The following is a 23019-nucleotide window of genomic DNA, read 5'->3' as shown; positions in this document are numbered from 1 at the left end:
CCAACGATTGACGACGGGGTTTCAGACGAGTAGCTGTGCGCGATTGCGGGTCATCGTGCATTGGTGCGGTGCATGAGGGGGACTGCGGTGGACAAAGGAACGAGGGCTGATCCAAAGTCCACCCCTCACCCTAACCCTCTCCCCAGAGGGGTGAGGGGACTGGCCGAGTTGTTGTTTTGAGTTGCATCGACTTGGGATATCGAGGCGAATTCAGGATGTGAAAGCCATGGAGATCAGCTCCCTTTCCCCTCTCCCCAGAGGGGTGAGGGGACCGACCGAGTTGTTTTTTGATTTGCATCGACCTGGGATATCGAGGCGAATTCACAATGTGAAAGCCATGGCGATCGGCTCCCTTTCCCCTCTCCCCAGAGGGGTGAGGGGACTGATCGAGTTGCTGTTTTGAGTTGCATCGACCTGGAATATCGAGGCGAATTCAGGATGTGAAAGCCATGGAGATCGGCTCCCTTTCCCCTCTCCCCTTTGGGGAGAGGGCTGGGGTGAGGGGCTGGTTTTTGAAGGCGACGCAGGCTTTGAGCGAATCGGGATTAACCCTCTTCGCCCTCATCATCATCCCCACCATCGACCTTCATCCCCAGTTCCTTGATCTTGCGCGTCAGGGTATTACGCCCCCAACCCAGCAACACCGCAGCATCACGTCGACGGCCAGCCGTGTGCTTGAGCGCGGTCTCGATCATGATCCGCTCGAACGCCGGCACTGCGCTGTCGAGCAAACTCGACTGGCCGCGCGCCAACGCCTGATCGGCCCACTGGCGCAGCGCTTGCTCCCAGTTGGTCACCGGCGCCGAATCCTGTGGCAGGTTCAACAGCTCTGGCGGCAGGTCGCTGATGTGCACTTCGCGACCCGAAGCCATCACCGTGATCCAGCGGCAGGTGTTTTCCAGCTGCCGCACGTTGCCGCCCCACGGCAGATTCTTCAGGTATTCCTCGGTTTCGCTTTTCAGCAGTTTCGGCTCGACCGCCAGTTCCTGCGCGGCGCGGCTGAGGAAGTGCTTGGCCAGCGTCGGGATGTCTTCGCGACGGTCCGACAGCCGTGGGATGTGAATGCGGATCACGTTGAGGCGGTGGAACAAGTCTTCACGGAATTTCCCGGCGTGCACCAGAGTTTCCAGATTCTGGTGCGTCGCGGCGATGATCCGCACATCGACCTTGACTGGCGTGTGACCGCCGACCCGGTAAAACTCGCCGTCCGCCAATACGCGCAGCAAACGCGTCTGCGTGTCGGCCGGCATGTCGCCGATTTCATCAAGGAACAACGTGCCGCCGTCAGCCTGTTCAAAACGCCCGCGACGCAGGTTGGCCGCGCCGGTGAAGGCGCCTTTCTCATGGCCGAACAGTTCGGATTCCATCAAGTCTTTGGGGATCGCCGCCATGTTCAGCGCAATGAACGGCGAGGCCGCGCGCGGACTGTGACGGTGCAGGGCGTGGGCGACCAGTTCTTTACCGGTGCCGGATTCGCCGTTGATCAGCACGGTGATGTTGGAGTGGCTCAAGCGCCCGATGGCGCGAAACACTTCCTGCATCGCCGGCGCTTCGCCGATGATTTCCGGGGTGCGAGTCAGCGCGACCGGCACTTCCAGGCCTTGCTGTTCCTGCGCGTGCTGGTTCGCGCGCTTGACCAGCGACACCGCTTCATCGACGTCGAACGGCTTGGGCAGGTACTCGAACGCGCCGCCCTGATAGGACGCGACAGCGCTGTCCAGATCGGAGTGCGCGGTCATGATGATCACTGGCAGCCGTGGGTGTTGTTCGCGAATCCGCGCCAGCAAGTCCAGACCACTGGCGCCCGGCATGCGGATGTCGGAGATGATCACGTCCGGCTGCTGGCGCGCCAGGCGGCTCATCACGCCATCGGCGCTGTCGAAGCTTTGCGTGGTCATGCCTTCCTGCTGCAAGGCTTTTTCCAGGACCCAACGGATTGAACGGTCGTCATCGACGATCCACACGGTTTCACTACGGCTCATGTCGATGTGGCTCCTTGTTCCAGTGGCAGAAAGATCGAGAAAGTGGTGTGGCCTGGGTGGCTGTCACACTCGATCAGGCCCTGGTGCTGGCTGATGATGTTCTGAGTAATGGCCAGGCCGAGCCCGGTACCGTCCGGGCGGCCGCTGACCATTGGGAAGAAAATGGTGTCCTGCAATTCGGCAGGGATGCCCGGGCCGTTGTCGATGATCTCGATCTTGGTCACCAGGCGATGGCGCACGTGGCCGATGGTGAATTGGCGCATCGCGCGGGTGCGCAAACTGATGCGGCCCAGGCGCAATTCGTTCTGGCTGCTGATGGCTTGCATCGCGTTGCGCACAATATTCAGCACCGCTTGAATCATCTGTTCACGATCAATCAGCACGTCGGGAATGCTCGGGTCGTAGTCGCGCACCAAGGTGATGCAACCCTGGCTTTCGGCTTCGACCAGATGCGAAACGCGCTCCAGCACTTCGTGAATGTTGCACATCGCCAGGGACGGCAACTTGTTCGAGCCGAGCATGCGATCAACCAGATTACGCAGGCGGTCGGCCTCTTCGATGATCACGTTGGTGTAATCGCGCAGGCTCTCTTCCGGCAGTTCGCGGGCGAGCAATTGCGCGGCGCCACGAATCCCGCCCAGGGGGTTCTTGATCTCGTGGGCGAGGCCGCGCACCAGCATTTTGCTGGTTTCCTGTTTCGACAGCTGCGCCTCTTCCTTGGTGATGCGCAGCAAGCGGTCACGCGGGTGCACTTCCAGCAATAACAGCGTGTCGCCATTACTGAGGATCGGCGTCACCGCGTAATCCACGGTCAATGTCTGGCCGGTAAGGGCGGTGAGCATCGCTTCGCGTTTGGTGAACGGGTGCGCCTGCTCGACGGCCTGACGCAGGGAATTCAACGCTTCAGTCGATTCGGTGAACAACTCACTGATGAACTGCCCATGGCTGCGCTGGCCGCTGATGGCCAGGAGCATCTCCGCCGCCGGGTTCATGTACTCCAGACGCAATTGGGCGTCGAGCAGGATGGTGGCGGTGGTCAGGTTGTCGAGTAATAGCCGATGCAGTGCGTCGCTAATGGTCATCCGGACCTCTTTTGGAGCGGGGCGCGCGCAAGAAATGCGCGCTGATACGGGGAAAATGCAAAAACCAAACCAAAGCTCCGAAAAGAAGCGTTTAACGCTTGAAACGGGCGTTTAGCGCTCGATCTCGTGGCGTTCTGCCAGCTGTTGCGGGTAGTTTCGAACCAAAATGGGCTGGCATGTGGGAACCGTGCAACCGTTTGCACCAACATAGTGCGCAAACCTGAACGGCTTTAAAAGAACCGGAAGAACGGATTTTTTTCTTCGGGCGGTTTGTCCTTGAGCGGACATTCCGGGCGTTGCCCGTAGTCGGTGAGGGCGCAGGGTTTGACCTGGCGCTTCTGCGCCAGTGAGATGCGCAACATGTGGAACGGTTGATTGGCCGTGCGTTCGACCGTGCGGCCCTGCGCGTCGAGGATTTCCACGGAGAGGTTATGGCTGCCACGGTCGATATTACTCAAGGCGAACACCGGGCTCGGGCCGGGTTCGGCGGTGGCTTTGCCGTCGAGTAACAAACGGTAGCGATGACCGCGTTGCAATCCGGGTTCGCTGGTAACGCTGACGATCAATTCGCCGGCGCTGCTGCGCAGGGTGGCGTCCGGTTCCGGCACTAAAACCCGCAGCATGTCGTAGCGAAATGGCGCGGGCTCGGCAGTTTTTTGTGCGGCGGTGACTGGCGCTGCGCTGGTCGGGTTGGCGGTCATGCGATTGCTGGTGGCGAGCGGCACGCGTTTGGCGTTGCCGTGCCCGGGCTGGTCGGTGAAGACGCGATTGCCTTGTTTGTCGACGTAGGTGTAGACGTCGGCCATGGCCGTGGAGGTCATCGCCAGCAGGCTGAGAATCAGCAGCCAACGCTTCAATTGGTATGCACCCGCTGCACGGTGAAGGTGACGAACGGGCTCTGCTGGATCACGGTGTCGCCACTGATCACCTGGACCGCGAGACTGTGTTCGCCGCGGTCGATGTTGACCAGTTGCAGGATCGGCACGTTGCTCGGCTGGCCGTAAGGTTCTTCATCGAGCAACAACCTGAACAACTGCCCACCTTGCAGTCGCGGTTTGATCAACACGCTGACGGTGAAAGTGCCGTTGTTGGCGCGCAGCGCTTCGGTGGTCGGCAGCCCGGTCAATTCCAGCACCTCGTAGGCGTTGCCGGGTTGTTCGCGGGTCGAGGTTTGATTCGCCGGGGCGGCAGGCGCTTGGGGTTCGACACTGTTGAGCGGCGGCAACTCGACCGGCTGCGCCTGCACACCATCGGGCGGCTGGTTGCTGTACGCGGTGTTGCCATCGGCGTCAGTGTATTTGTAGATCTGCGCTGCGGCGGGCAGGGCGATCAGCAGCAACATCAAAAGAAAACCACGACCCATAAAATCGACCAGAAGCGAAAGCGTTGGCTTGCAGCATAGGTCAGGGCTGGCGATAGACCCAAGTCGTTAACATTTGGCGATGAATTTTTGTCGGGTTGAAGATCGACCCCTCACCCCAACCCTCTCCCCAGAGGGGAGAGGGGGAAAGGGAGCCGATCTTCATGTTTTTCAGATTCTGAGTTCAGCTGAGTCTTTCAGGTCGCTGTATTTAGAACACGCAACTCGGTCGGGCCCCTCTACCCCTTGGGGAGAGGGGCGGATCTTGAGGCTGGCTCCCCTATTCAAATTATTCACGGGCATAAAAAAGGCCTCCCGAAGGAGGCCTCTTTTTGTCGCGCCGCGGGCAGCGGCGCTACCGGATCAGCAGCTGTAGTACAGCTCGTATTCCAGTGGGTGTACGAAGGTGCGGACCTTGATTTCTTCTTCGCTTTTCAGAGCGATGTAAGCGTCGATGAAGTCGTCGGAGAACACGCCGCCCTTGGTCAGGAACGCGCGGCCCTTGTCCAGCTCTTCCAGGGCTTCTTTCAGGCTGCCGCAAACTTGTGGGATCTCTTTCGCCTCTTCAGGCGGCAGGTCGTACAGGTTTTTGTCAGCAGCATCGCCAGGGTGGATCTTGTTCTGGATGCCGTCCAGGCCAGCCATCAACAGTGCAGCAAAGCCCAGGTACGGGTTGGCTGCCGGATCCGGGAAGCGTGCTTCGATACGGCGAGCGCGCGGGCTCGACACGTAAGGAATACGGATCGACGCGGAACGGTTGCGAGCCGAGTAGGCCAGCATTACCGGTGCTTCGAAACCTGGGACCAGACGCTTGTAAGAGTTGGTCGACGGGTTGGTGAAGCCGTTCAGTGCCTTACCGTGCTTGATGATGCCGCCGATGAAGTACAGAGCGGTGTCGGACAGGCCGGCATAACCTTCGCCAGCGAAGGTGTTCTTGCCATCTTTGGCGATGGACAAGTGCACGTGCATACCCGAACCGTTATCGCCGTACAAAGGCTTAGGCATGAAGGTCGCGGTGCGGCCGTAAGCGTCAGCCACGTTGTGTACGCAATACTTCAGGGTCTGAACTTCGTCAGCCTTGGCTACCAGAGTGTTGAACTTCACACCGATTTCGTTCTGGCCGGCAGTGGCCACTTCGTGGTGGTGAACTTCGATGACCAGGCCCATTTCTTCCATGGCGTTGCACATGGAGGTACGGATTTCGTGGTCGTGGTCGAATGGCGGAACCGGGAAGTAGCCACCTTTGATGCCTGGACGGTGGCCGCGGTTGCCGCCTTCCACGTCCTGGTCGGACATCCACGAACCTTGTTCGGAGAAGATTTTGAACATCGAGCCGGAGATGTCGGACTTGAACTTCACTTCGTCGAAGATGAAGAACTCTGGCTCCGGGCCAACGAATACGGTGTCACCGATACCGGTCGACTTCAGGTATTCCTCGGCACGCTTGGCGATCGCACGTGGGTCGCGGTCGTAGCCTTGCATGGTCGACGGCTCGATCACGTCGCAGACCAGAATCAGGGTCGGCTCTTCGGTGAACGGGTCGAGCACAGCGGTGCTGTCGTCCGGCATCAGGATCATGTCGGAGGCTTCGATGCCTTTCCAGCCAGCAATGGAGGAACCGTCGAACATTTTGCCTTCTTCGAAGAAAGCGTCATCCAGCGCGTCGCGAGCCGGCATGGTCACGTGGTGCTGAGTGCCTTTGGTGTCCGTGAAGCGCAGATCAATCCACTTGACGTCATGATCTTTGATGAGTTGAACCGACTTCGACATAGTGTCCTCCGGGTGGCTTCGGGCTTTGGTAGTGGATGGCCCTGAAATATGAGTGATGCCGGCGCGAATACTCTGCCAAGGCAACCTGCCTCACAAGGGAGCAAATTGCATGCCAGTGCCCCACCATGGGTTTTTTGCGCCAAATTCAGGCTTATAGAGGTGCAATTTGCCGCAAAGGTCAAATAAGCGCCCCCTAATGTAGCGTCTTATTCGATAAATGACCCGTTTTGGTGCGCGCAAAACCTTCTGCATATTAACTGGTTAAACCTTGAGCAATTTCCGCTATAATCCGCGCCCCCCTTTTTCGGCTGGCCCAGCGCGCGCTGTTTTCATGAAACTAATCGTAAAAGTCTTCCCCGAGATCACCATCAAGAGCCGCCCGGTACGGATGCGTTTCATCCGCCAGTTGGCCAAGAACATCCGTGCCGTGCTCCGCGATCTGGACCCGGCTGTGGTGGTGAACGGCGTGTGGGACAACCTCGAACTGGAAACCCGCGTCAGCGAGCCCAAAGCCCTGAAGGAAATGACCGAGCGCCTTAGCTGCATGCCGGGCATCGCGCATTTCCTGCAGGTCGATGAATACCCGTTGGGTGACTTCGACGACATCGTCGCCAAGTGCAAACAGCACTACGGCGATGCGCTGGCGGGGAAGGTTTTTTCGGTGCGTTGCAAGCGCGGCGGGCATCACACCTTTTCGTCCATGGACGTCGAGAAATACGTCGGCAGCCAACTGCGTCGTCAGTGCGGCGCCGCCGGGATTTCCCTGAAAGAGCCGGAAATCGAAGTTCGCATGGAAATTCGCGACCAACGGTTGTATGTAATCCACAGCCAGCACAACAGCATCGGCGGTTATCCGCTGGGAGCGCTGGAACAGACGCTTGTATTGATGTCCGGCGGCTTTGACTCGACAGTCGCCGCCTACCAGATCATGCGTCGCGGTCTGATGAGCCATTTCTGCTTCTTTAATCTGGGCGGACGTGCCCACGAACTGGGCGTCATGGAAGTCGCGCACTTCATCTGGAAGAAGTACGGCAGCTCCCAACGCGTGTTATTTGTCAGTGTGCCGTTCGAGGAAGTCCTGGGAGAAATTCTCGGGAAAGTCGATAACAGTCATATGGGCGTAGTTTTGAAGCGTATGATGTTGCGCGCTGCGTCGAAGATTGCCGATCGGCTGGACATTGATGCGCTGGTGACCGGTGAAGCGATCTCCCAGGTGTCGAGCCAGACGTTGCCGAACCTGTCGTTGATCGACTGTGTGACCGAGAAGCTGGTCTTGCGCCCGCTGATCGCCAGTCACAAGCAGGACATCATCGACCAGGCCAACGAAATCGGCACCGCCGACTTCGCCAAGCACATGCCCGAATACTGCGGGGTCATCTCGGTGAACCCCAAGACCCACGCCAAGCGCAACCGCGTGGAGTACGAAGAACAACAGTTCGACATGGCCATCCTCGAGCGTGCGCTCGAAAACGCCAAACTGGTGCCGATCGATCGCGTGATCGACGAATTGGGCCAGGACTTGCAGATCGAAGAAGTCAGCGAAGCACTGGCGGGCCAGATCATCATCGACATCCGTCACCCGGATGGCGCTGAAGACGAGCCGCTGGAAATCGCTGGCATTGAGGTACAGACGATGCCGTTTTATGCATTGAACGCTCGTTTCAAGGAACTGGACCCTACTCGCCAGTACCTGCTGTATTGCGACAAAGGCGTGATGAGTCGCCTGCATGCCCACCATTTGCTCAGTGAGGGGCATGCCAATGTGCGCGTTTATCGACCGAGCTAAGTGCCCGGGGCTGTTTGCCTGTGGCCTGCGTCACCGGCCCCCCGACGCCGCCGTCAAGCTGTAACGGCTTTGCCGGACTCTACTGTTAATCGCTGCCAAGACTTGTCAGCACACCGAATCCTCTGATCGAGATACACAAGTGATCGAAAATCTACGCAACATCGCCATCATTGCTCACGTTGACCACGGTAAAACCACCCTGGTAGACAAACTCTTGCGTCAATCCGGCACCCTGGAGCGCAACGAGCTCAACGACGAGCGCGTGATGGACTCCAACGACCAGGAGAAAGAGCGCGGTATTACCATTCTGGCGAAAAACACCGCCATCAACTGGAACGGCTACCACATCAACATCGTGGACACCCCGGGCCACGCCGACTTCGGCGGCGAAGTTGAACGCGTAATGTCGATGGTCGACTCCGTTCTGCTGCTGGTTGACGCTCAAGACGGCCCTATGCCGCAAACCCGTTTCGTGACCAAGAAGGCTTTCGAAGCCGGCCTGCGTCCGATCGTGGTAATCAACAAGGTTGACCGTCCAGGCGCGCGTCCGGACTGGGTTCTGGACCAGATCTTCGACCTGTTCGACAACCTCGGTGCTACCGAAGAACAGCTGGACTTCAAAGTCGTCTACGCCTCGGCCCTGAACGGCATTGCCGGTCTGGAACACACCGACATGGCTGAAGACATGACCCCGCTGTACCAGTCGATCGTCGACAACGTACCAGCGCCTAAAGTCGACCGCGATGGTCCGTTCCAGATGCAAATCTCGGCACTGGACTACAACAGCTTCCTGGGTGTTATCGGCGTTGGCCGTATCGCTCGTGGCCGCATCAAGCCGAACACTCCGGTTGTCGCTATCGACGCCGACGGCAAGAAGCGTAACGGTCGTATCCTGAAGCTGATGGGTCACCACGGTCTGCACCGTATCGACGTTGACGAAGCAGCTGCCGGCGACATCGTCTGCATCAGCGGCTTCGACCAGCTGTTCATCTCCGACACTCTGTGCGACCCACTGAACGTCGAAGCGATGAAGCCGCTGACCGTTGACGAACCAACCGTTTCCATGACTTTCCAGGTAAACGACTCGCCTTTCTGCGGTAAAGAAGGCAAGTTCGTGACGTCCCGTAACATCAAGGAACGTCTTGACAAAGAACTGCTCTACAACGTTGCTCTGCGCGTTGAAGAAGGCGACACCGCTGACAAGTTCAAAGTCTCCGGTCGTGGCGAGCTGCACTTGTCCGTACTGATCGAAACCATGCGTCGCGAAGGCTTCGAAATGGGTGTTGGTCGTCCGGAAGTGATCATCCGTATGGTTGACGGCGTCAAGCACGAACCGTACGAAAACGTGACCATCGACCTGCCGGAAGAATCGCAAGGTTCGATCATGGAACAGATCGGTATCCGTAAAGGCGACCTGACCAACATGGTTCCGGATGGCAAGGGCCGTGTGCGCCTTGAGTACAACATCCCGGCTCGTGGCTTGATCGGTTTCCGTAACGAGTTCCTGACCCTGACCTCCGGTGCAGGCATCCTGACCTCGATCTTCGACCGTTACGACGTGATGAAGTCCGGCGACATGTCCGGCCGTCAGAACGGCGTGCTGGTTTCGGTTGCTACCGGTAAGGCTCTGACTTACTCGCTGGAAACCCTGCAAGCTCGCGGCAAACTGTTCCTGGGTCACGGCGAAGACGTGTACGAAGGCCAAATCGTCGGCATCAACAGCCGCGACAACGACCTGGGCGTCAACCCAACCAAAGGCAAGAAGCTCGACAACATGCGTGCCTCGGGTAAAGACGAAACCATCGCTTTGGTTCCGCCTATCCGTTTCACCCTGGAGCAAGCTCTGGAATTCGTTCAAGAAGACGAATTGTGCGAAGTCACTCCTAAGTCCATCCGTCTTCGCAAGAAGATCCTGGGCGAAAGCGAGCGTACCCGCGCTGCCAAGAAGTCCGGTAACTGAGTCTCGACTTAGTTAGCTGACAAAAAAACGCCCCCGATCGCGAGATCGGGGGCGTTTTTGTTTGTCTGGGGAAAAAGAATTTGATTGGCGGTGTTTTCAGAATTTTGCGGATGATCTGGGATCGACCCCTCACCCCAACCCTCTCCCCGAGGGGTAGAGGGGGCTGGCCGAGGTGTTTATCGGAAGTACTGCGGCCTGAAAGATCGAGCCGAACTCAAGTTTTGAAAGGGGCAGAGGGGCCTGACCGAGGTGTTTATTGGAAGTGCTGCGGCCTGAAAGATCGAGTCGAACTCAAGTTTTGACAAGCTTGAAGATCGGCTCCCTTTCCCCCTCTCCCCAAGGGGTAGAGGGGGCTGACCGAGGTCTTTATTGGAAGTACTGCGGCCTGAAAGATCCAGTCGAGCTCAAGTTTTGAAAAGCTTGAAGATCGACTCCCTTTCCCCTCTCCCCAAGGGGTAGAGGGGGCTGACCGAGGTGTTTATCGGAAGTGCTGCGGCCTGAAAGATTGAGTCGAACTCAAGTTTTGAAAAGCTTGAAGATCGGCTCCCTTTCCCCCTCTCCCCATTGGGGAGAGGGTTGGGGTGAGGGGGGGTTCTGACGCCTGGCACCGAACTCAGCGACGATCAGAACTTCTCGAAGGTGCGACGGCTCTCGCTGGTCTCGCGCGTCACTTCTTTTGGCTTGTAAGCGCAATAGCCTGGCCGTGGGCCGATTTTCGGGTGATTGCGGCAGGTGTCCGGGCGCTTTTCATAAATAGTGCACAGGCGGCTCTTGCGATCCAGGTACAGGCAATCGTTGTTGCTCATGCGCTGCAGCGTGAAGATCTCGGACTTCTGGTTGTAACGCTCGACGATCCCTTCCTTCTGCAACCGCTTGGCAATGTTCTTCGCCGGTTCGCCGCGCTCGAACTCGTCGACGATGCCGATGCGGATCAGATCCTTGATCTTGACCTCGACCGGCAACGTGCAGCAGCTGGATATGCATGAGCCGCACATCGGCGCAGAGTATTTGGCCCAGGTATCGAGGCGGTCGATCTCTGCGGCAGCGATCAGGTTGGACTTCATCATCGGTTGTTACCAGCGTGTGCATCAGGGCGCGCGATCATACCGGGACTGGTGGATTTTTGAACAACCTTTCGCCGGTTTTTTTCCGCAACGCCCAATAACCCGCGTTAATCCGGCACGGCCCCTGCATTGATTCGGGCACACGACAATCTAATGCCGGCCTATCTCGCACTATCGGGCACTATCGGGATCAACCCGCCGAACCAGAGTCCCGTCCGTTTGTCAGACCGTCTAGGCTCAACTACTCCACGCTCGCTCGAGGTCCTATCGATGACTCAAGAACCACTTGTTCGCGAAGCAGAGGTGGCCGCATTTCGCGATGCCGTCTTGACCAAACTCACTTACGCGGTGGGTAAAGACCCGGATCACGCCTTCGACCACGACTGGTTCGAGGCCATTGCCTTGGCGGCGCGCGACCACATGGTCGAGCACTGGATGGACCACACCCGGCAGATCTACCGCAAAGGTCAGAAGCGCGTTTACTACCTCTCGCTGGAATTTCTCATCGGCCGTCTGCTCTACGACAGCCTGAGCAACCTTGGCTTGCTCGACGTTGCCCGCGAAGCCATGACCGAACTCGGCGTCGACATTGAGCGCATCCGCCTGCTGGAGCCCGATGCGGCGCTCGGCAACGGCGGCCTCGGTCGCTTGGCGGCGTGCTTCATGGAAAGCATGTCGACCCTCGGCATCGCTGGCCACGGCTACGGCATTCGTTACGAGCACGGCTTGTTCCGCCAGGCCATCGTCGACGGCTGGCAACAGGAACAAACCGAACACTGGCTGGATTTCGGCAACCCGTGGGAGTTCGAGCGACCAGAAGTGGTTTACCCGATCGGCTTTGGCGGCAGCGTCGAAACCGTCACCGACGAGGCTGGCAAATCCCGCCAGGTCTGGACCGCGGCCGAAACCGTGCGGGCAATCGCCTACGACACGCCGGTGGTCGGCTGGCGCGGTGCGAGCGTCAACACCTTGCGCCTGTGGCGCGCGCGCGCCGTGGAAGATTTGCACCTGGAACGCTTCAACGCCGGTGACCACTTGGGCGCCGTCGCTGAAGTGGCCCGCGCCGAAAGTATCTCCCGCGTGCTCTACCCGGCAGATAGCACCGAAGCTGGCCAGGAATTGCGTCTGCGTCAGGAATACTTCTTCGTCGCTGCCTCGCTGCAGGATTTGCTGCGCCGCCATCGCAACATGCACACCTCGGTGCTGACCCTGGGCGACCACGCGGCCATCCAGCTCAACGACACGCACCCCTCGATTGCCGTCGCCGAGCTGATGCGTCAATTGGTCGACGTCTACGATGTCGCGTGGGATGCCGCGTGGCAGGTCACGGTCGACACGCTGTCGTACACCAACCACACGCTGCTGCCCGAAGCGCTGGAAACCTGGCCGGTCGGTTTGATGGAACGCATGCTGCCGCGGCACATGCAGATCATCTACCTGATCAACGCCCAGCACATCGACTCGCTGCGCGCCAAAGGCATTCACGATTTCGACGTGTTGCGCGCGGTGTCGCTGATCGAAGAAGACAACGGCCGGCGCGTGCGCATGGGCAACCTCGCGTTCCTCGGGTCGCACAGCGTCAACGGCGTGTCCGGTTTGCACACGCAACTGATGCGCAAAACCGTGTTCTCCGAACTGCACAAGCTCTACCCGGAGCGGATCAACAACAAAACCAACGGCATCACGTTCCGCCGCTGGCTCTACCAGGCAAACTCCGAGCTGACCTCTATGCTGGTCGATGCGCTCGGGCCTGACTTGCTGGATAACCCGGAAGAGCGCTTGCTCGACCTCGAACCGTTCGCCGAAAAACCGGCCTTCCGCAAAGCCTTCGCCGATCAGCGACTGCACAGCAAAAAAGCCCTCGCGTACCTGATTCACGAACGCCTGGGCATCGCGGTCAACCCGGCGGCGATGTTCGACGTGCAGGTCAAACGGATCCACGAATACAAACGCCAGTTGCTCAACCTGATGCACACCGTGGCGCTGTATCAGGCAATTCGTGCCGAGCCGGAAATCGATTGGGTGCCGCGCGTGAAGATCTTCGCCGGCAAGGCTGCGGCGAGTTATCACCAGGCCAAACTGATCATCAAGCTGACCAACGACATCGCCCGCGTCGTCAACAACGACCCGACCGTGCGCGGTTTGCTCAAAGTGGTGTTCCTGCCCAACTACAACGTCAGCCTGGCGGAAAGCATTATTCCGGCGGCGGATTTGTCCGAGCAGATTTCCACCGCAGGCTTCGAGGCGTCGGGCACCAGCAACATGAAGTTCGGCCTCAACGGTGCGCTGACGATTGGCACGCTGGATGGCGCCAACGTCGAAATGTGCGAACGCATTGGCGCCGAGCACATGTTCATCTTCGGCCTCAGCGCTCAGCAAGTGGAGGCGCGCAAGCAGAATCAGGAGTTCAACGCGACGCCGGACATCGCCGCTTCGCATCGCCTGAACGACGTGCTGCAAGCGATTCGCGGCGGGGTGTTCTCGCCGGATGATCCGTCGCGCTACACCGGGCTGATCGATTCGCTGGTGGACTACGACCGTTTCCTGGTCTGCGCCGATTTCGACTCGTACTGGGACGCGCAAATGCGCGTGGAAGCGCATTGGCATGATTCGGAGCAATGGTGGCGTTCGGCGGTATTGAACACCTCGCGCATGGGCTGGTTCTCCTCGGACCGGACGATTCGCGAGTACGCCACGGATATCTGGAAGGCATTGGAGTAACTTTTAGCAATAAATACGCGCAAGGCCCAACGCCTGTTGGGCCGGATCGATATACTAAGCGCCAGTTTTGCCGGATGTTTCAGTGACATCTGCGCGGATGCTTTCGCGGGCAAGCCTCGCTCCTACAGGTTTTGCGTGTGCCATGGATTGGGCCACGACACATAACCTGTAGGAGCGAGGCTTGCCCGCGAAGGCGTCAGCGCAGGACGCCACAGGACTTCTGGACTTGCCCGCCAATGGGCCGCTTAGGGATATCGACCATGCAATGGATTTTTGTGCTGATTGGTTTGGTGCTGGGCTGGGTGTTCGACGAGTCGTTCAGCGATGCGCTGTTGGGCGCGTTGCTGGGCTTGGGAATCGGCCAGGCGATTCGTATTGCTCGCCTCGACGCGCAGGTGGCCGAGCAGCATCGGTTGACCCAAATCGCCCAGAACACGCTGCTGCAACGCTTGGCAGCGCTGGAACGCGCGGAGGTCAAACCTGCCGACATCGTGCCGCCGACCGCCGCGCCAGCCGCTGCCAGTCCACCTGACGCCATTGTCACACCCGAATTCGTGCTCGACGAAATCCTCGAAGAAGCGCCTGCGCGATCCCCGACATTGATCTGGGACTTGCCGCCCGAGCTTCAACCGGTCGCCGCCAGCGCCAGCGAAGCCACTCGTACGTTGCCCGACGATGTCTGGACGCCGCAGCCAGCCGCCCGCGAGCCGGTCACCCCTGAACCACGCCAACCCGCCGCCCCACGCGAGCCGAACATTCTCGACCGCGCGATCAGCGGCGCGCGCAATTGGCTGTTTGGCGGCAACACTGTGCTGCGCGTCGGCGTGGTGCTGTTGTTCCTCGGTCTGGCGTTCCTGTTGCGTTACGCCACCGAAGGCATGGTCGTGCCGATCGAAATGCGTTACGCCGGCGTCGCCGCCAGTGCGCTGGGCTTGCTCGGGCTCGGCTGGTGGCTGCGCCATCGCAACAACCATTACGCGCTGATGCTGCAAGGCACCGGGATCGCCGTGTTGTACCTGACGGTGTTTGCGGCGATGCGTTTGCATCCGCTGCTCGACCCGACTGCCGCGCTGGGACTGCTGGTCGCGGTGACCGTGTTCTCGGCGATTCTGGCGATTACCCAGGACTCGCTGGCGTTGGCCTGCGCCGCCGCGCTCGGCGGTTTCGCTGCGCCGATTCTGACCTCGACCGGCGCCGGCAACCACGTCGCGCTGTTCAGCTACTTCGCGCTGCTTAACACCGGCATCCTCGCCATCGCCTGGTTCAAGGCGTGGCGCCTGCTCAACCTGATCGGTTTTGTCGGCACCTTCGGCATCGGTTTCGCCTGGGGCCTGCGTTCTTACACGCCGGAACTGCTGTGGAGCACCGAGCCGTTTCTGATTCTGTTCTTCCTGATGTACTTGGGCATTGGCCTGCTGTTCACCCGTCGCAAGTTGCTGGAAATGCCCGACGCGCCGCAGGACGACAGTCGTCAGGCGCTGCTGCACTGGTCGGCGCGCAAGGGCGATTACGTCGACGGCACGATGCTGTTCGGGCCGCCGCTGGTGGGCTTCGGTTTGCAGTTTGCGTTGGTCCAGCACCTCGAATTTGCCGCGGCGTTCAGTGCGCTGGCGCTGGGCATGATCTACATGGCGCTGGCCCGGGTGTTGATGGGCGGCCGCGCGTTGCTGCTGGCGGAAACCTGCCTGGCGCTCGGGGTGATTTTCACCAGTCTGGCGATCCCGCTCGGCCTCGACGCACGCTGGACTGCAGCCGCGTGGGCGGTGGAAGGTGCGGGGATTTTCTGGCTCGGTTTGCGTCAGCAACGACCGCTCGCGCGGGCCTTCGCGTTGCTCCTGCAACTCGGTTCGGCGCTGGCGTTTCTCAGCGAATTGGGGGTTGGCGAGAGCAGCCTGCTCGACGGTTCATGGCTCGGCGCGCTGATGCTCGGCGTGGCGCTGCTGTTCAGTTTCTACCAACTGCACAAAGCCGCGCCGCAGCAGATTTCGGCGTGGGAACGTCAAGGCTCGCCAGTTTTGGCGTGTCTCGGGTTGAGCTTCCTGTACCTGCTGGCGCCGCTGTTCTTCTTCACCCAAGGCACGGCGATCACCTGGGCGCTGGCCGGTCTGGTCACGCTGTTCGCCGGCCTGCGCCTGCAATCGCGCACGTTCCTGTTCACCGCGTTTGCCGTGCAATTGCTCGGTGGCGCGTTGTTCCTGTTGCGTTTGCAAGGCGCGAGCAGCGATTCGACGGCGGTGTTCAGCGCCGGTTGGAGCGGCCTGCTCAGCGCTTCGCTGATTGGCTTGGCGCTGATCGCCGGCATGCTGCTCGCGGCGCGCGATGACATGGTTCGCAGCGACGTGCGCCTGCTGCGCGGCTTGTCGGTGGTGTTGCTCGCCGGCCTGGTGCTAATCAACCTTGCGGTGCTGTTCGTGCTGCCGTGGCAAACCGCGAGTGCGGTGTGGGCGGCCAGCGGCTTGTTGATCATCTGGCTGAGTCTGTACCTCAAGCAGCGCGTGAGTTTCGTCTTCGGCCTGGTGTTGCAGGTGATTGGCGGCGCGGCGTTCCTGTTTGCCGGGCCTGATCTACTACGGTTTGAGATGCTGGGCCCGTTGGCCAGTGAAGGTTTGAGGCCGCTGGCGCACAGCGGGTTCTGGACGCCGTTGGTGCTGGGCTTGGCGGCATTGGTCGGCGCGTGGCGCTTGCAAGTCGGCAATCATGCGGCGGCGTTCGATGGCCTGAGTTTGCAGCGCTTGTCCGACGTGTTGCTCGCGTGGGGCGCGGGTTGGTGGGCGTTGGCGTGGATCAGCGAAGTGCTGCGTTTTGCCGCGCCGGAGTTGCAAGCGCCGCTGTTGCTTGCAGTCGCGGCGCTGAGTGTGGCGCTGTGGACGGTGCTGGCGCTGCGGCTCAACTGGTCGTCGCTGGGCTTGCTCTGCACTTTGTTGATGCCGGCGGCGGCACTGGTGCTGGTCGCCGCGTGGCATGCGCGTTATCACCCGGCGGCCAACTTCGGCTGGCTGGCGTGGGCGGCGCTGTTTGCCGTGCATTTCATCTCGCTGCGCCGGTTGGCGCCGATGCTGCCGGCGCGCGCCTTGAGCAGCGCGCATGTGCTCGGCTGCTGGCTGTTGCTTGGCGTGCTGGCGCTGGAGTTGCGTTTCGGTTTGCTGTTGTTGTCCGAGCAATACAACGCCTGGCGCTGGTTGGGTTGGGCGATTCTGCCGAGCCTGTATCTGGTGCTCGCCGCCGCACCGCGCGCCTGGCCGTGGCCGGTGTCGGCGCATGCCCGCGAATACCGCGTGTACGCCGCCGCGCCACTGGCGGTGTTGATGCTTGGCTGGTTCTGGTTGGCCAACACCTTCAGCGACGGCAGCGCCGAACCGCTGCCGTATGTGCCGCTGATCAACCCGCTGGAATTGGGCCTGCTGTTTGCGCTGTTCGGCGTCTACGTGTGGTCGCGCAGCGCGATTGCGCAATCGGCGATTCGCCAGGACCGCGCCGACAACGCCACGCAACTGATCGCCGGGGTTTCGCTGTTCGCCTTCTTCACCGCGCTGGTCAATCGCACCGCGCACCATTGGGGCGGCGTGCCGTTTGAACTCGATACGCTGCTGGCGTCGATGCAGGTGCAGGCCGGTCTGTCGATCGTCTGGACCTTGATGGCGCTGGGCTTGATGATCGGCGGCCATTTGCGCCATCGCCGGGAAGTCTGGCTGATCGGTGCCGCGCTGATCGGCGTGGTGGTGGCCAAACTGTTCTTTGTCGAATTGAGTAACCGTGGCGGGCTCGCGCGGATCGTTTCGTTTATCGGCGTGGGCGTGCTGTTGCTGGTGGTCGGCTATTTCGCGCCGTTGCCGCCCAAGCGTGCCGACGCTGTGCCGGAGGCTGATAAACCGGCCGCTGAACCTGAAGGAGTGTCGTCTTGAGTCAGAAGCTGAACCTGGGTTGGTTGGGCGCCGTTGCGCTGGGCGTGGCGCTGTCGGCCGGGGCTCAGGAAAAACCGGCGGACTTCAGCACGCAAGTGCCGCTGTCGGTGAGCGGCGAAGGCCCGTGGTATCGCCTCGAATTGCCGCTGAGCGTGCAACTGAATGCGCAGCAAACCGATCTCAGCGACGTGCGCGTGTTCAACGCGGCCGGCGAGCCGCAGGCCTACGCCATGGCCCGGGCGACGGCGCAGTCTGCCCAAGATCGCAACGTGACCGAGGTGAAGTGGTTTCCGTTGTACAACGCGGCGGACGACACCGAGCGCGCGCCGAGCGTGCGCGTGCAATCGAGCGCCAACGGCACGCTGGTCGAAGTGCAACCGTCGAGCCAATTGGAGGCGGGCGAAGAAGTCCTGCGCGGCTGGTTGCTCGATGCCAGCGCGATCAAGGCGCCGCTGCAGCAGTTGATCCTCGACTGGACCAGCGAGCGCGACGGTTTCCAGCGGTTCAGCATCGAGGCCAGCGACGATCTGCAACATTGGCAGTCGTGGGGCGAAGGGCAGGTCGCGCGATTGTCGTTTGCCGAGGAGCGCGTCGAACAACATGAAGTCGGCCTGCCGGGGCAATCGGCGCGTTACCTGCGCTTGCTCTGGAACGCACCGCAATCGGCGCCGACGCTGACTTCGGCGCAACTGGAAAGCGCCAGCACCCGCAGCCTGCCGTTGCCGTTGGTCTGGTCGCAACCGCTGGCCGGCAGCAGCGCGAAGGCCGGTGAATACACCTGGCAATTGCCGATGGGCGTCAACGTCGAGCGCGTGCAAGTTGAATTGAATCAGCCCAACAGTCTGGCGCCAGTGACGTTGGCGGGACGGCGTGAAAGCAGTTTGCCGTGGCAATCGCTGAGCAGCGGTTTGCTCTATCGCCTGACCCAGGGCGGTCAGGACGTGGTGCAAGACGAATTGCAGTTGTCCGGGCAAACCGTGCAGCAATTGAAGCTGACCGTGGATGAGCGCGGCGGTGGTCTGGGCGCCGAGGCACCGAGCGTGAAATTTGCCGTGCGCTCGACGCAAGTGGTGTTTCTCGCGCGCGGCGCCGGGCCTTATACGCTGGCGCTGGGCAATGCCACGGTGAAAGCGGCGAACCTGCCGTTGTCGACGCTGATTCCGGATTACAGCGCGGCGAAGTTTACGACGCTGGGCAAGGCTGCGATCGACGGCGGGGCCGTGGTCACGCAAGCACCACCGGCGGTCGCCGCAGCGACGGCGGACACCAACTGGAAGAAATTCGGGTTGTGGGCGGTGTTGCTCCTGAGCGTGCTGTTTCTGGCGGTGATGGCGTTCAGTCTGCTGCGCAAACCGCCGGCCAAACCCTGAGAATGGCCGGCGCTGCGCGCCATTCGCGGGCAAGCCTCGCTCCCACAAGTTCGCGTCGTGCCAATGTCCGCGAACGACACAAAACTGTAGGAGCGAGGCTTGCCCGCGAAGGCGGCTTGCCTGCCACCAAAAATCCCGAAACCGCGTCGGTTTCGAACTACGCTCAACCCGACGCATGAACTCTATTCGGCGTATCACGTCTGATAGGAGGAAATGCGCCCCGACTCGCGCTAAACTGCGCGGGTTTTTAGCCCCCCATTCCACCGGAGCCGTCCATGTCCCGCGTTACCCTGAGTCGCTATTTGATTGAGCAGACCCGTAGCAACAACACCCCTGCCGATCTGCGTTTCCTGATCGAAGTGGTGGCGCGCGCTTGCAAGGAAATCAGCCACGCCGTTTCCAAAGGCGCCCTGGGCGGCGTTCTGGGCAGCATGGGCACTGAAAACGTCCAAGGTGAAGTGCAGAAAAAACTCGACGTGATGTCCAACGACATCCTGCTCGAAGCCAACGAATGGGGCGGTCACCTGGCCGGCATGGCGTCCGAAGAAATGGACAACGCCTACCAGATCCCGGGCAAATACCCGAAAGGCGCGTACCTGCTGGTATTCGACCCACTGGACGGCTCGTCGAACATCGACATCAACGCCCCGGTCGGCACGATCTTCTCGGTACTGCGTTGCCCGAACGAATACCTGACCCAGAACGAGCCTTTGAACGAAAAGGCCTTCTTGCAGCCAGGCACTCAGCAGGTCGCCGCCGGTTACGCGATCTACGGTCCACAGACCATGCTGGTGCTGACCCTGGGCAATGGCGTCAAAGGTTTTACCCTGGACCGTGAAATGGGCAGCTTCGTGCTGACTCATGAAGATATCCAGATCCCTGAGGCCACCCAGGAATTCGCGATCAACGCCTCCAACCAGCGTCACTGGGAAGCGCCGGTTCAACGCTACGTCAGCGAATTGCTGGCCGGCGATGAAGGCCCGCTGAAGAAGAACTACAACATGCGCTGGGTCGCCGCGATGGTCGCCGATGTGCACCGCATCCTGACCCGTGGTGGCTTGTTCATGTACCCGCGCGACAGCCGCGAGCCATCCAAGCCGGGCAAACTGCGTTTGATGTATGAAGCCAACCCGATGTCGTTCCTGGTTGAGCAGGCCGGCGGCGCATCCACCGATGGCCACCAGCGCATCCTCGATATTCAGCCAGATGGCCTGCACCAGCGCGTCGCGGTGTACCTCGGCTCGAAAGAAGAAGTCGAACGCGTCACGGCCTACCACAAGGAATAAACCATGACCGAGCCCTGGCAGCCGTTGCTCGAATGGTGGTTCGGTTCAGCCGAAACCCCCGACGACATCGCGGCTGACAAGGGTAAGTTATGGTTCGGCAAGCGCGACAGCCAGGACCTCGAAGCGCAGACGCGTTTCGGGGACTGGGTCGAGCAGGCACTGGCCGGCGGTTTGACCGAATGGGCGCAACGCCCTGAAGGTTGGCTGGCCTTGGTGCTGCTACTCGACCAACTCCCGCGAATGATCTTTCGCGAAAACCCCAAATCGTTTGCTGGTGACCTGCGCGCGCAAGCGCTGGTGGCACAAGGCATCGCCGCGGATTTCGATCGGCAGTTGCAACCGATTCAGCGCGTGTTCATCTACCTGGTGTTTGAGCATTGCGAGCATCTGGCGGTGCAGAACGAAGCGGTTTCGCGCTTTCTCGATCTGACCGAGCAACAACCCGAAGCACAGCGCGCAGTGTTCGCCGACAACCTCGATTACGCCGAACGGCACCAGAAAATCATCGCCCGGTTTGGCCGCTTCCCGCATCGCAATAAAGTGCTGGGGCGAGCGTCTACGGCTGAAGAGATCGAGTTTCTGTCGAAACCGGGTTCACGGTTTTAGATTTTCCTTGCGCCTCAAGCCGTCATCGCGAGCAAGCTCGCTCTCACATTTGATCTCCGGTGGACGCAGATTCTGTGTCCAGCCACAGCCCCTGTGGGAGCGAGCTTGCTCGCGATGAGGCCTTCAAAAGCGCTTCAGATCCTGAAGCTACCGACCAATTGTTTCAACCGCGCCGCTTGCTGTTCGAGGTCCGAGCAGGCGCGCAGGGTTGCTTGCAGGTTTTCCACGCCTTCCTGGTTCAGCGTGTTGATTTCGGTGATGTCGACGTTGATCGATTCGACCACCGCGGTCTGTTCTTCGGTCGCGGTCGCCACGGACTGGTTCATCCCGTCGATTTCGCCGATGCGCTGGGTCACGCTGCCCAGGCGTTCGCCGGCCTGGTTGGCGATGCCGACGCTGCTTTCGCTCTGGCGCTGACTGTCGGTCATGGTGCTGACCGCCTCGCGGGCGCCGATTTGCAGTTCTTCGATCATCTTCTGCACTTGCTGCGCCGAGTCCTGCGTGCGGTGGGCGAGGTTGCGCACCTCATCCGCGACCACGGCAAAACCACGTCCGGCTTCCCCGGCACGCGCCGCTTCGATAGCGGCGTTGAGCGCGAGCAAATTGGTCTGCTGCGAAATGCTGGTGATCACTTCGAGAATCTGCCCGATGTTCACCGTGTTGCTGTTCAGCGTTTCGATGTTGCCGCACGAATCGCTGATCTTTGCCGACAGCTGCTGCATCGCCGCGATGGTTTTATCCACCACGTGCTGACCGTCTTCGGCCAGCGCGCGGGCGTCGCTGGAATGTTGCGAGGCGAGGGCGGCGTTCTGCGCGATTTCCTGGGCGGCGGCGCCCAATTCGTTGATCGCCGCAGCCACGCTGCTGGTGCGCGAGGCTTGCTGGTCGGAGTTGAACATCGACGAGTTCGAAGCCGCGACCACGCGCAACGCCACTTCGTTGACCTGGCCAGTCGCCGAAGCCACTTCGCGGATCGAGGTGTGAATGCGTTCGACAAAACGGTTGAACGAGGTGCCCAGCGCACCGAATTCGTCGTGGCCGTGGATGGTCAGGCGTTTGGTCAGGTCGCCTTCACCTTCGGCGATGTCATGCATGGCGCGGCCCATGGTCAGCAGCGGCTGCATCAGGAAGCTGATCAACATGCCGAGCAACGCGATGATGATCACCACGGCAATGACCATGGCGATGATCGCCGAGGTACGGAATTCGCTGAGCATCGCGAACGCGGTGTCTTTGTCGAGCACCAGCGCCACGTACCAGTCGGCCGACGGCACGCCGTTGACGTGGGTGAACGAAACGAATTGGGTCTTGCCGTCGAACTCGACTTCTTTCAGGCCCGGGCTGACCTGCGGCGCGCCGTTCGGGTAGGCCTCGGCGAGGGTCTTGAGCACGAGTTTGCTGTCCGGGTGAATCAGGATCTTGCCATCGGCGCTGACGATAAAGGCGTGGCCATGGCCACCAAAGTTGAGCGAGTTGATGATCGCGCTGACGCTCGACAGATCAATGTCGGCGCCGGCGACGCCGATCATCTGGTTCTGATGCTGCACCGGCGTGGCCACGGTGATCACCAGTTTGCCTGACGAGGCAGCGATGTACGGTTCGGTGACGATGGTTTGCCCGGCGCTGTTGGCCGCTTTGTACCAGCCACGCGCGCGCGGGTCGTAATCGGCGGCGCGGTTGCCGGCCGGGATCGAGAACATCACGCCATCGGTGCCGCCGAAGTAGCTCAACTGGAAATTGCTGGTGTAGGCCGGCAAGTCGATCGCCCGTTTCAGGCTGGCCGGGGCGCTGCCGTCGACGCTGATCTGCTGCGACAGCGATTGCAGCAACTGAATGCGGCTTTCCAGCCAGGTCTGGATGTTGCTGGTGGTCAGGCTGCCGAGTTCCTGCATCGAGGATTCGGTACTGCTGCGCAAAGTCTGGCGCTGGCGGTAGTCGTTGAACAGGATGAAACAAGCGAATGCAACGGCCACCACGAGGGCAGCAGCCAACAGGATTTTGTGGCTGAACTTCATGTTTCTGGTCATTTAATGAGCTACCGCGGAGGGGGCTGGTCAACAAGGGGCGTCAATTTGCCACAGTGATGGGCTTTGCGCTGCTCTTATGTCGACTGGTCCGCGCCAAAGATTA

Annotated in this window: 14 protein-coding genes and 1 pseudogene; 7 read left to right on the top strand and 8 right to left on the bottom strand. The window is 60.5% G+C overall.

Annotated features, from left to right (window positions below; genetic code table 11):
• Window positions 1-545: 545 nt before the first annotated feature.
• From ntrC to glnA, 5 genes are all read right to left on the bottom strand, one after another.
• Window positions 546-1982, bottom strand: a complete 1437-nt coding sequence (ntrC, locus tag BLU01_RS10865) for a nitrogen regulation protein NR(I) (protein WP_054055303.1) — start codon at window positions 1980-1982, stop codon at window positions 546-548.
• A complete protein-coding gene (gene glnL, locus BLU01_RS10860) occupies window positions 1979-3064 on the bottom strand; it encodes a nitrogen regulation protein NR(II) (protein WP_092274659.1) in 1086 nt (361 codons plus the stop codon). Before glnL ends, ntrC begins: the two co-directional genes overlap by 4 nt.
• Window positions 3065-3294: 230 nt before the next feature.
• Window positions 3295-3921 (bottom strand): DUF4124 domain-containing protein, encoded by a 627-nt coding sequence (locus BLU01_RS10855; protein WP_231987144.1) that lies wholly within the window; start codon window positions 3919-3921, stop codon window positions 3295-3297.
• Window positions 3918-4427, bottom strand: a complete 510-nt coding sequence (locus BLU01_RS10850) for a DUF4124 domain-containing protein (protein ID WP_092274656.1) — start codon at window positions 4425-4427, stop codon at window positions 3918-3920. Before BLU01_RS10850 ends, BLU01_RS10855 begins: the two co-directional genes overlap by 4 nt.
• 360 nt (window positions 4428-4787) lie before the next feature.
• On the bottom strand, window positions 4788-6194 hold the full coding sequence (gene glnA / locus BLU01_RS10845) for a glutamate--ammonia ligase (RefSeq protein WP_092274653.1): 1407 nt from the start codon (window positions 6192-6194) through the stop codon (window positions 4788-4790).
• Window positions 6195-6525: 331 nt separating this feature from the next.
• On the opposite strand from glnA, the gene thiI reads away from it, so the two are divergent.
• Both thiI and typA read left to right on the top strand, forming a co-directional pair.
• A complete protein-coding gene (thiI, locus tag BLU01_RS10835; protein ID WP_092274650.1) occupies window positions 6526-7980 on the top strand; it encodes a tRNA uracil 4-sulfurtransferase ThiI in 1455 nt (484 codons plus the stop codon).
• A 139-nt stretch (window positions 7981-8119) separates the two neighbouring features.
• Window positions 8120-9940 (top strand): translational GTPase TypA, encoded by a 1821-nt coding sequence (typA, locus tag BLU01_RS10830; protein WP_027922156.1) that lies wholly within the window; start codon window positions 8120-8122, stop codon window positions 9938-9940.
• Between the two features lie 623 nt (window positions 9941-10563).
• On the opposite strand, the gene BLU01_RS10825 is transcribed toward typA, so the two are convergent.
• Window positions 10564-11004 carry a YkgJ family cysteine cluster protein gene (locus tag BLU01_RS10825; protein ID WP_092281568.1) on the bottom strand — a complete coding sequence of 147 codons (441 nt, stop codon included), beginning with the start codon at window positions 11002-11004 and terminating at the stop codon, window positions 10564-10566.
• Window positions 11005-11274: 270 nt separating this feature from the next.
• Here BLU01_RS10825 and BLU01_RS10820 point away from each other — a divergent pair, with 270 nt between their 5' ends.
• From BLU01_RS10820 to BLU01_RS10800, 5 genes are all read left to right on the top strand, one after another.
• Window positions 11275-13725 (top strand): glycogen/starch/alpha-glucan phosphorylase, encoded by a 2451-nt coding sequence (locus BLU01_RS10820; protein WP_092274646.1) that lies wholly within the window; start codon window positions 11275-11277, stop codon window positions 13723-13725.
• Window positions 13726-13985: 260 nt separating this feature from the next.
• Window positions 13986-17627: a DUF2339 domain-containing protein gene (locus BLU01_RS10815; protein ID WP_092274642.1), complete on the top strand. Its 3642-nt coding sequence runs from the start codon at window positions 13986-13988 to the stop codon at window positions 17625-17627.
• Window positions 17624-18997: a DUF3999 domain-containing protein gene (locus BLU01_RS10810; protein ID WP_092274639.1), complete on the top strand. Its 1374-nt coding sequence runs from the start codon at window positions 17624-17626 to the stop codon at window positions 18995-18997. The genes BLU01_RS10815 and BLU01_RS10810 overlap by 4 nt, the downstream gene beginning before the upstream one ends.
• A gap of 275 nt (window positions 18998-19272) precedes the next feature.
• Window positions 19273-20283, top strand: a complete 1011-nt coding sequence (locus BLU01_RS10805) for a class 1 fructose-bisphosphatase (protein ID WP_092274636.1) — start codon at window positions 19273-19275, stop codon at window positions 20281-20283.
• Window positions 20284-20286: 3 nt separating this feature from the next.
• Window positions 20287-20889, top strand: a complete 603-nt coding sequence (locus tag BLU01_RS10800; RefSeq protein WP_092274633.1) for a DUF924 family protein — start codon at window positions 20287-20289, stop codon at window positions 20887-20889.
• A gap of 134 nt (window positions 20890-21023) precedes the next feature.
• On the opposite strand, the gene BLU01_RS28310 is transcribed toward BLU01_RS10800, so the two are convergent.
• Together BLU01_RS28310 and BLU01_RS28305 are read right to left on the bottom strand one after the other, a co-directional pair.
• Window positions 21024-21788: a methyl-accepting chemotaxis protein gene (locus BLU01_RS28310; RefSeq protein WP_373561811.1), complete on the bottom strand. Its 765-nt coding sequence runs from the start codon at window positions 21786-21788 to the stop codon at window positions 21024-21026.
• Window positions 21789-21881: 93 nt separating this feature from the next.
• A pseudogene (locus BLU01_RS28305) lies at window positions 21882-22904 on the bottom strand (HAMP domain-containing protein); the annotation flags it as partial.
• Window positions 22905-23019: the final 115 nt, after the last annotated feature.

Source organism: Pseudomonas prosekii, assembly GCF_900105155.1.
Lineage (GTDB): Bacteria > Pseudomonadota > Gammaproteobacteria > Pseudomonadales > Pseudomonadaceae > Aquipseudomonas > Aquipseudomonas prosekii.
Note: the sequence above shows the minus strand (reverse complement) of the source record. Positions and strands in the feature narration are given on the sequence as shown.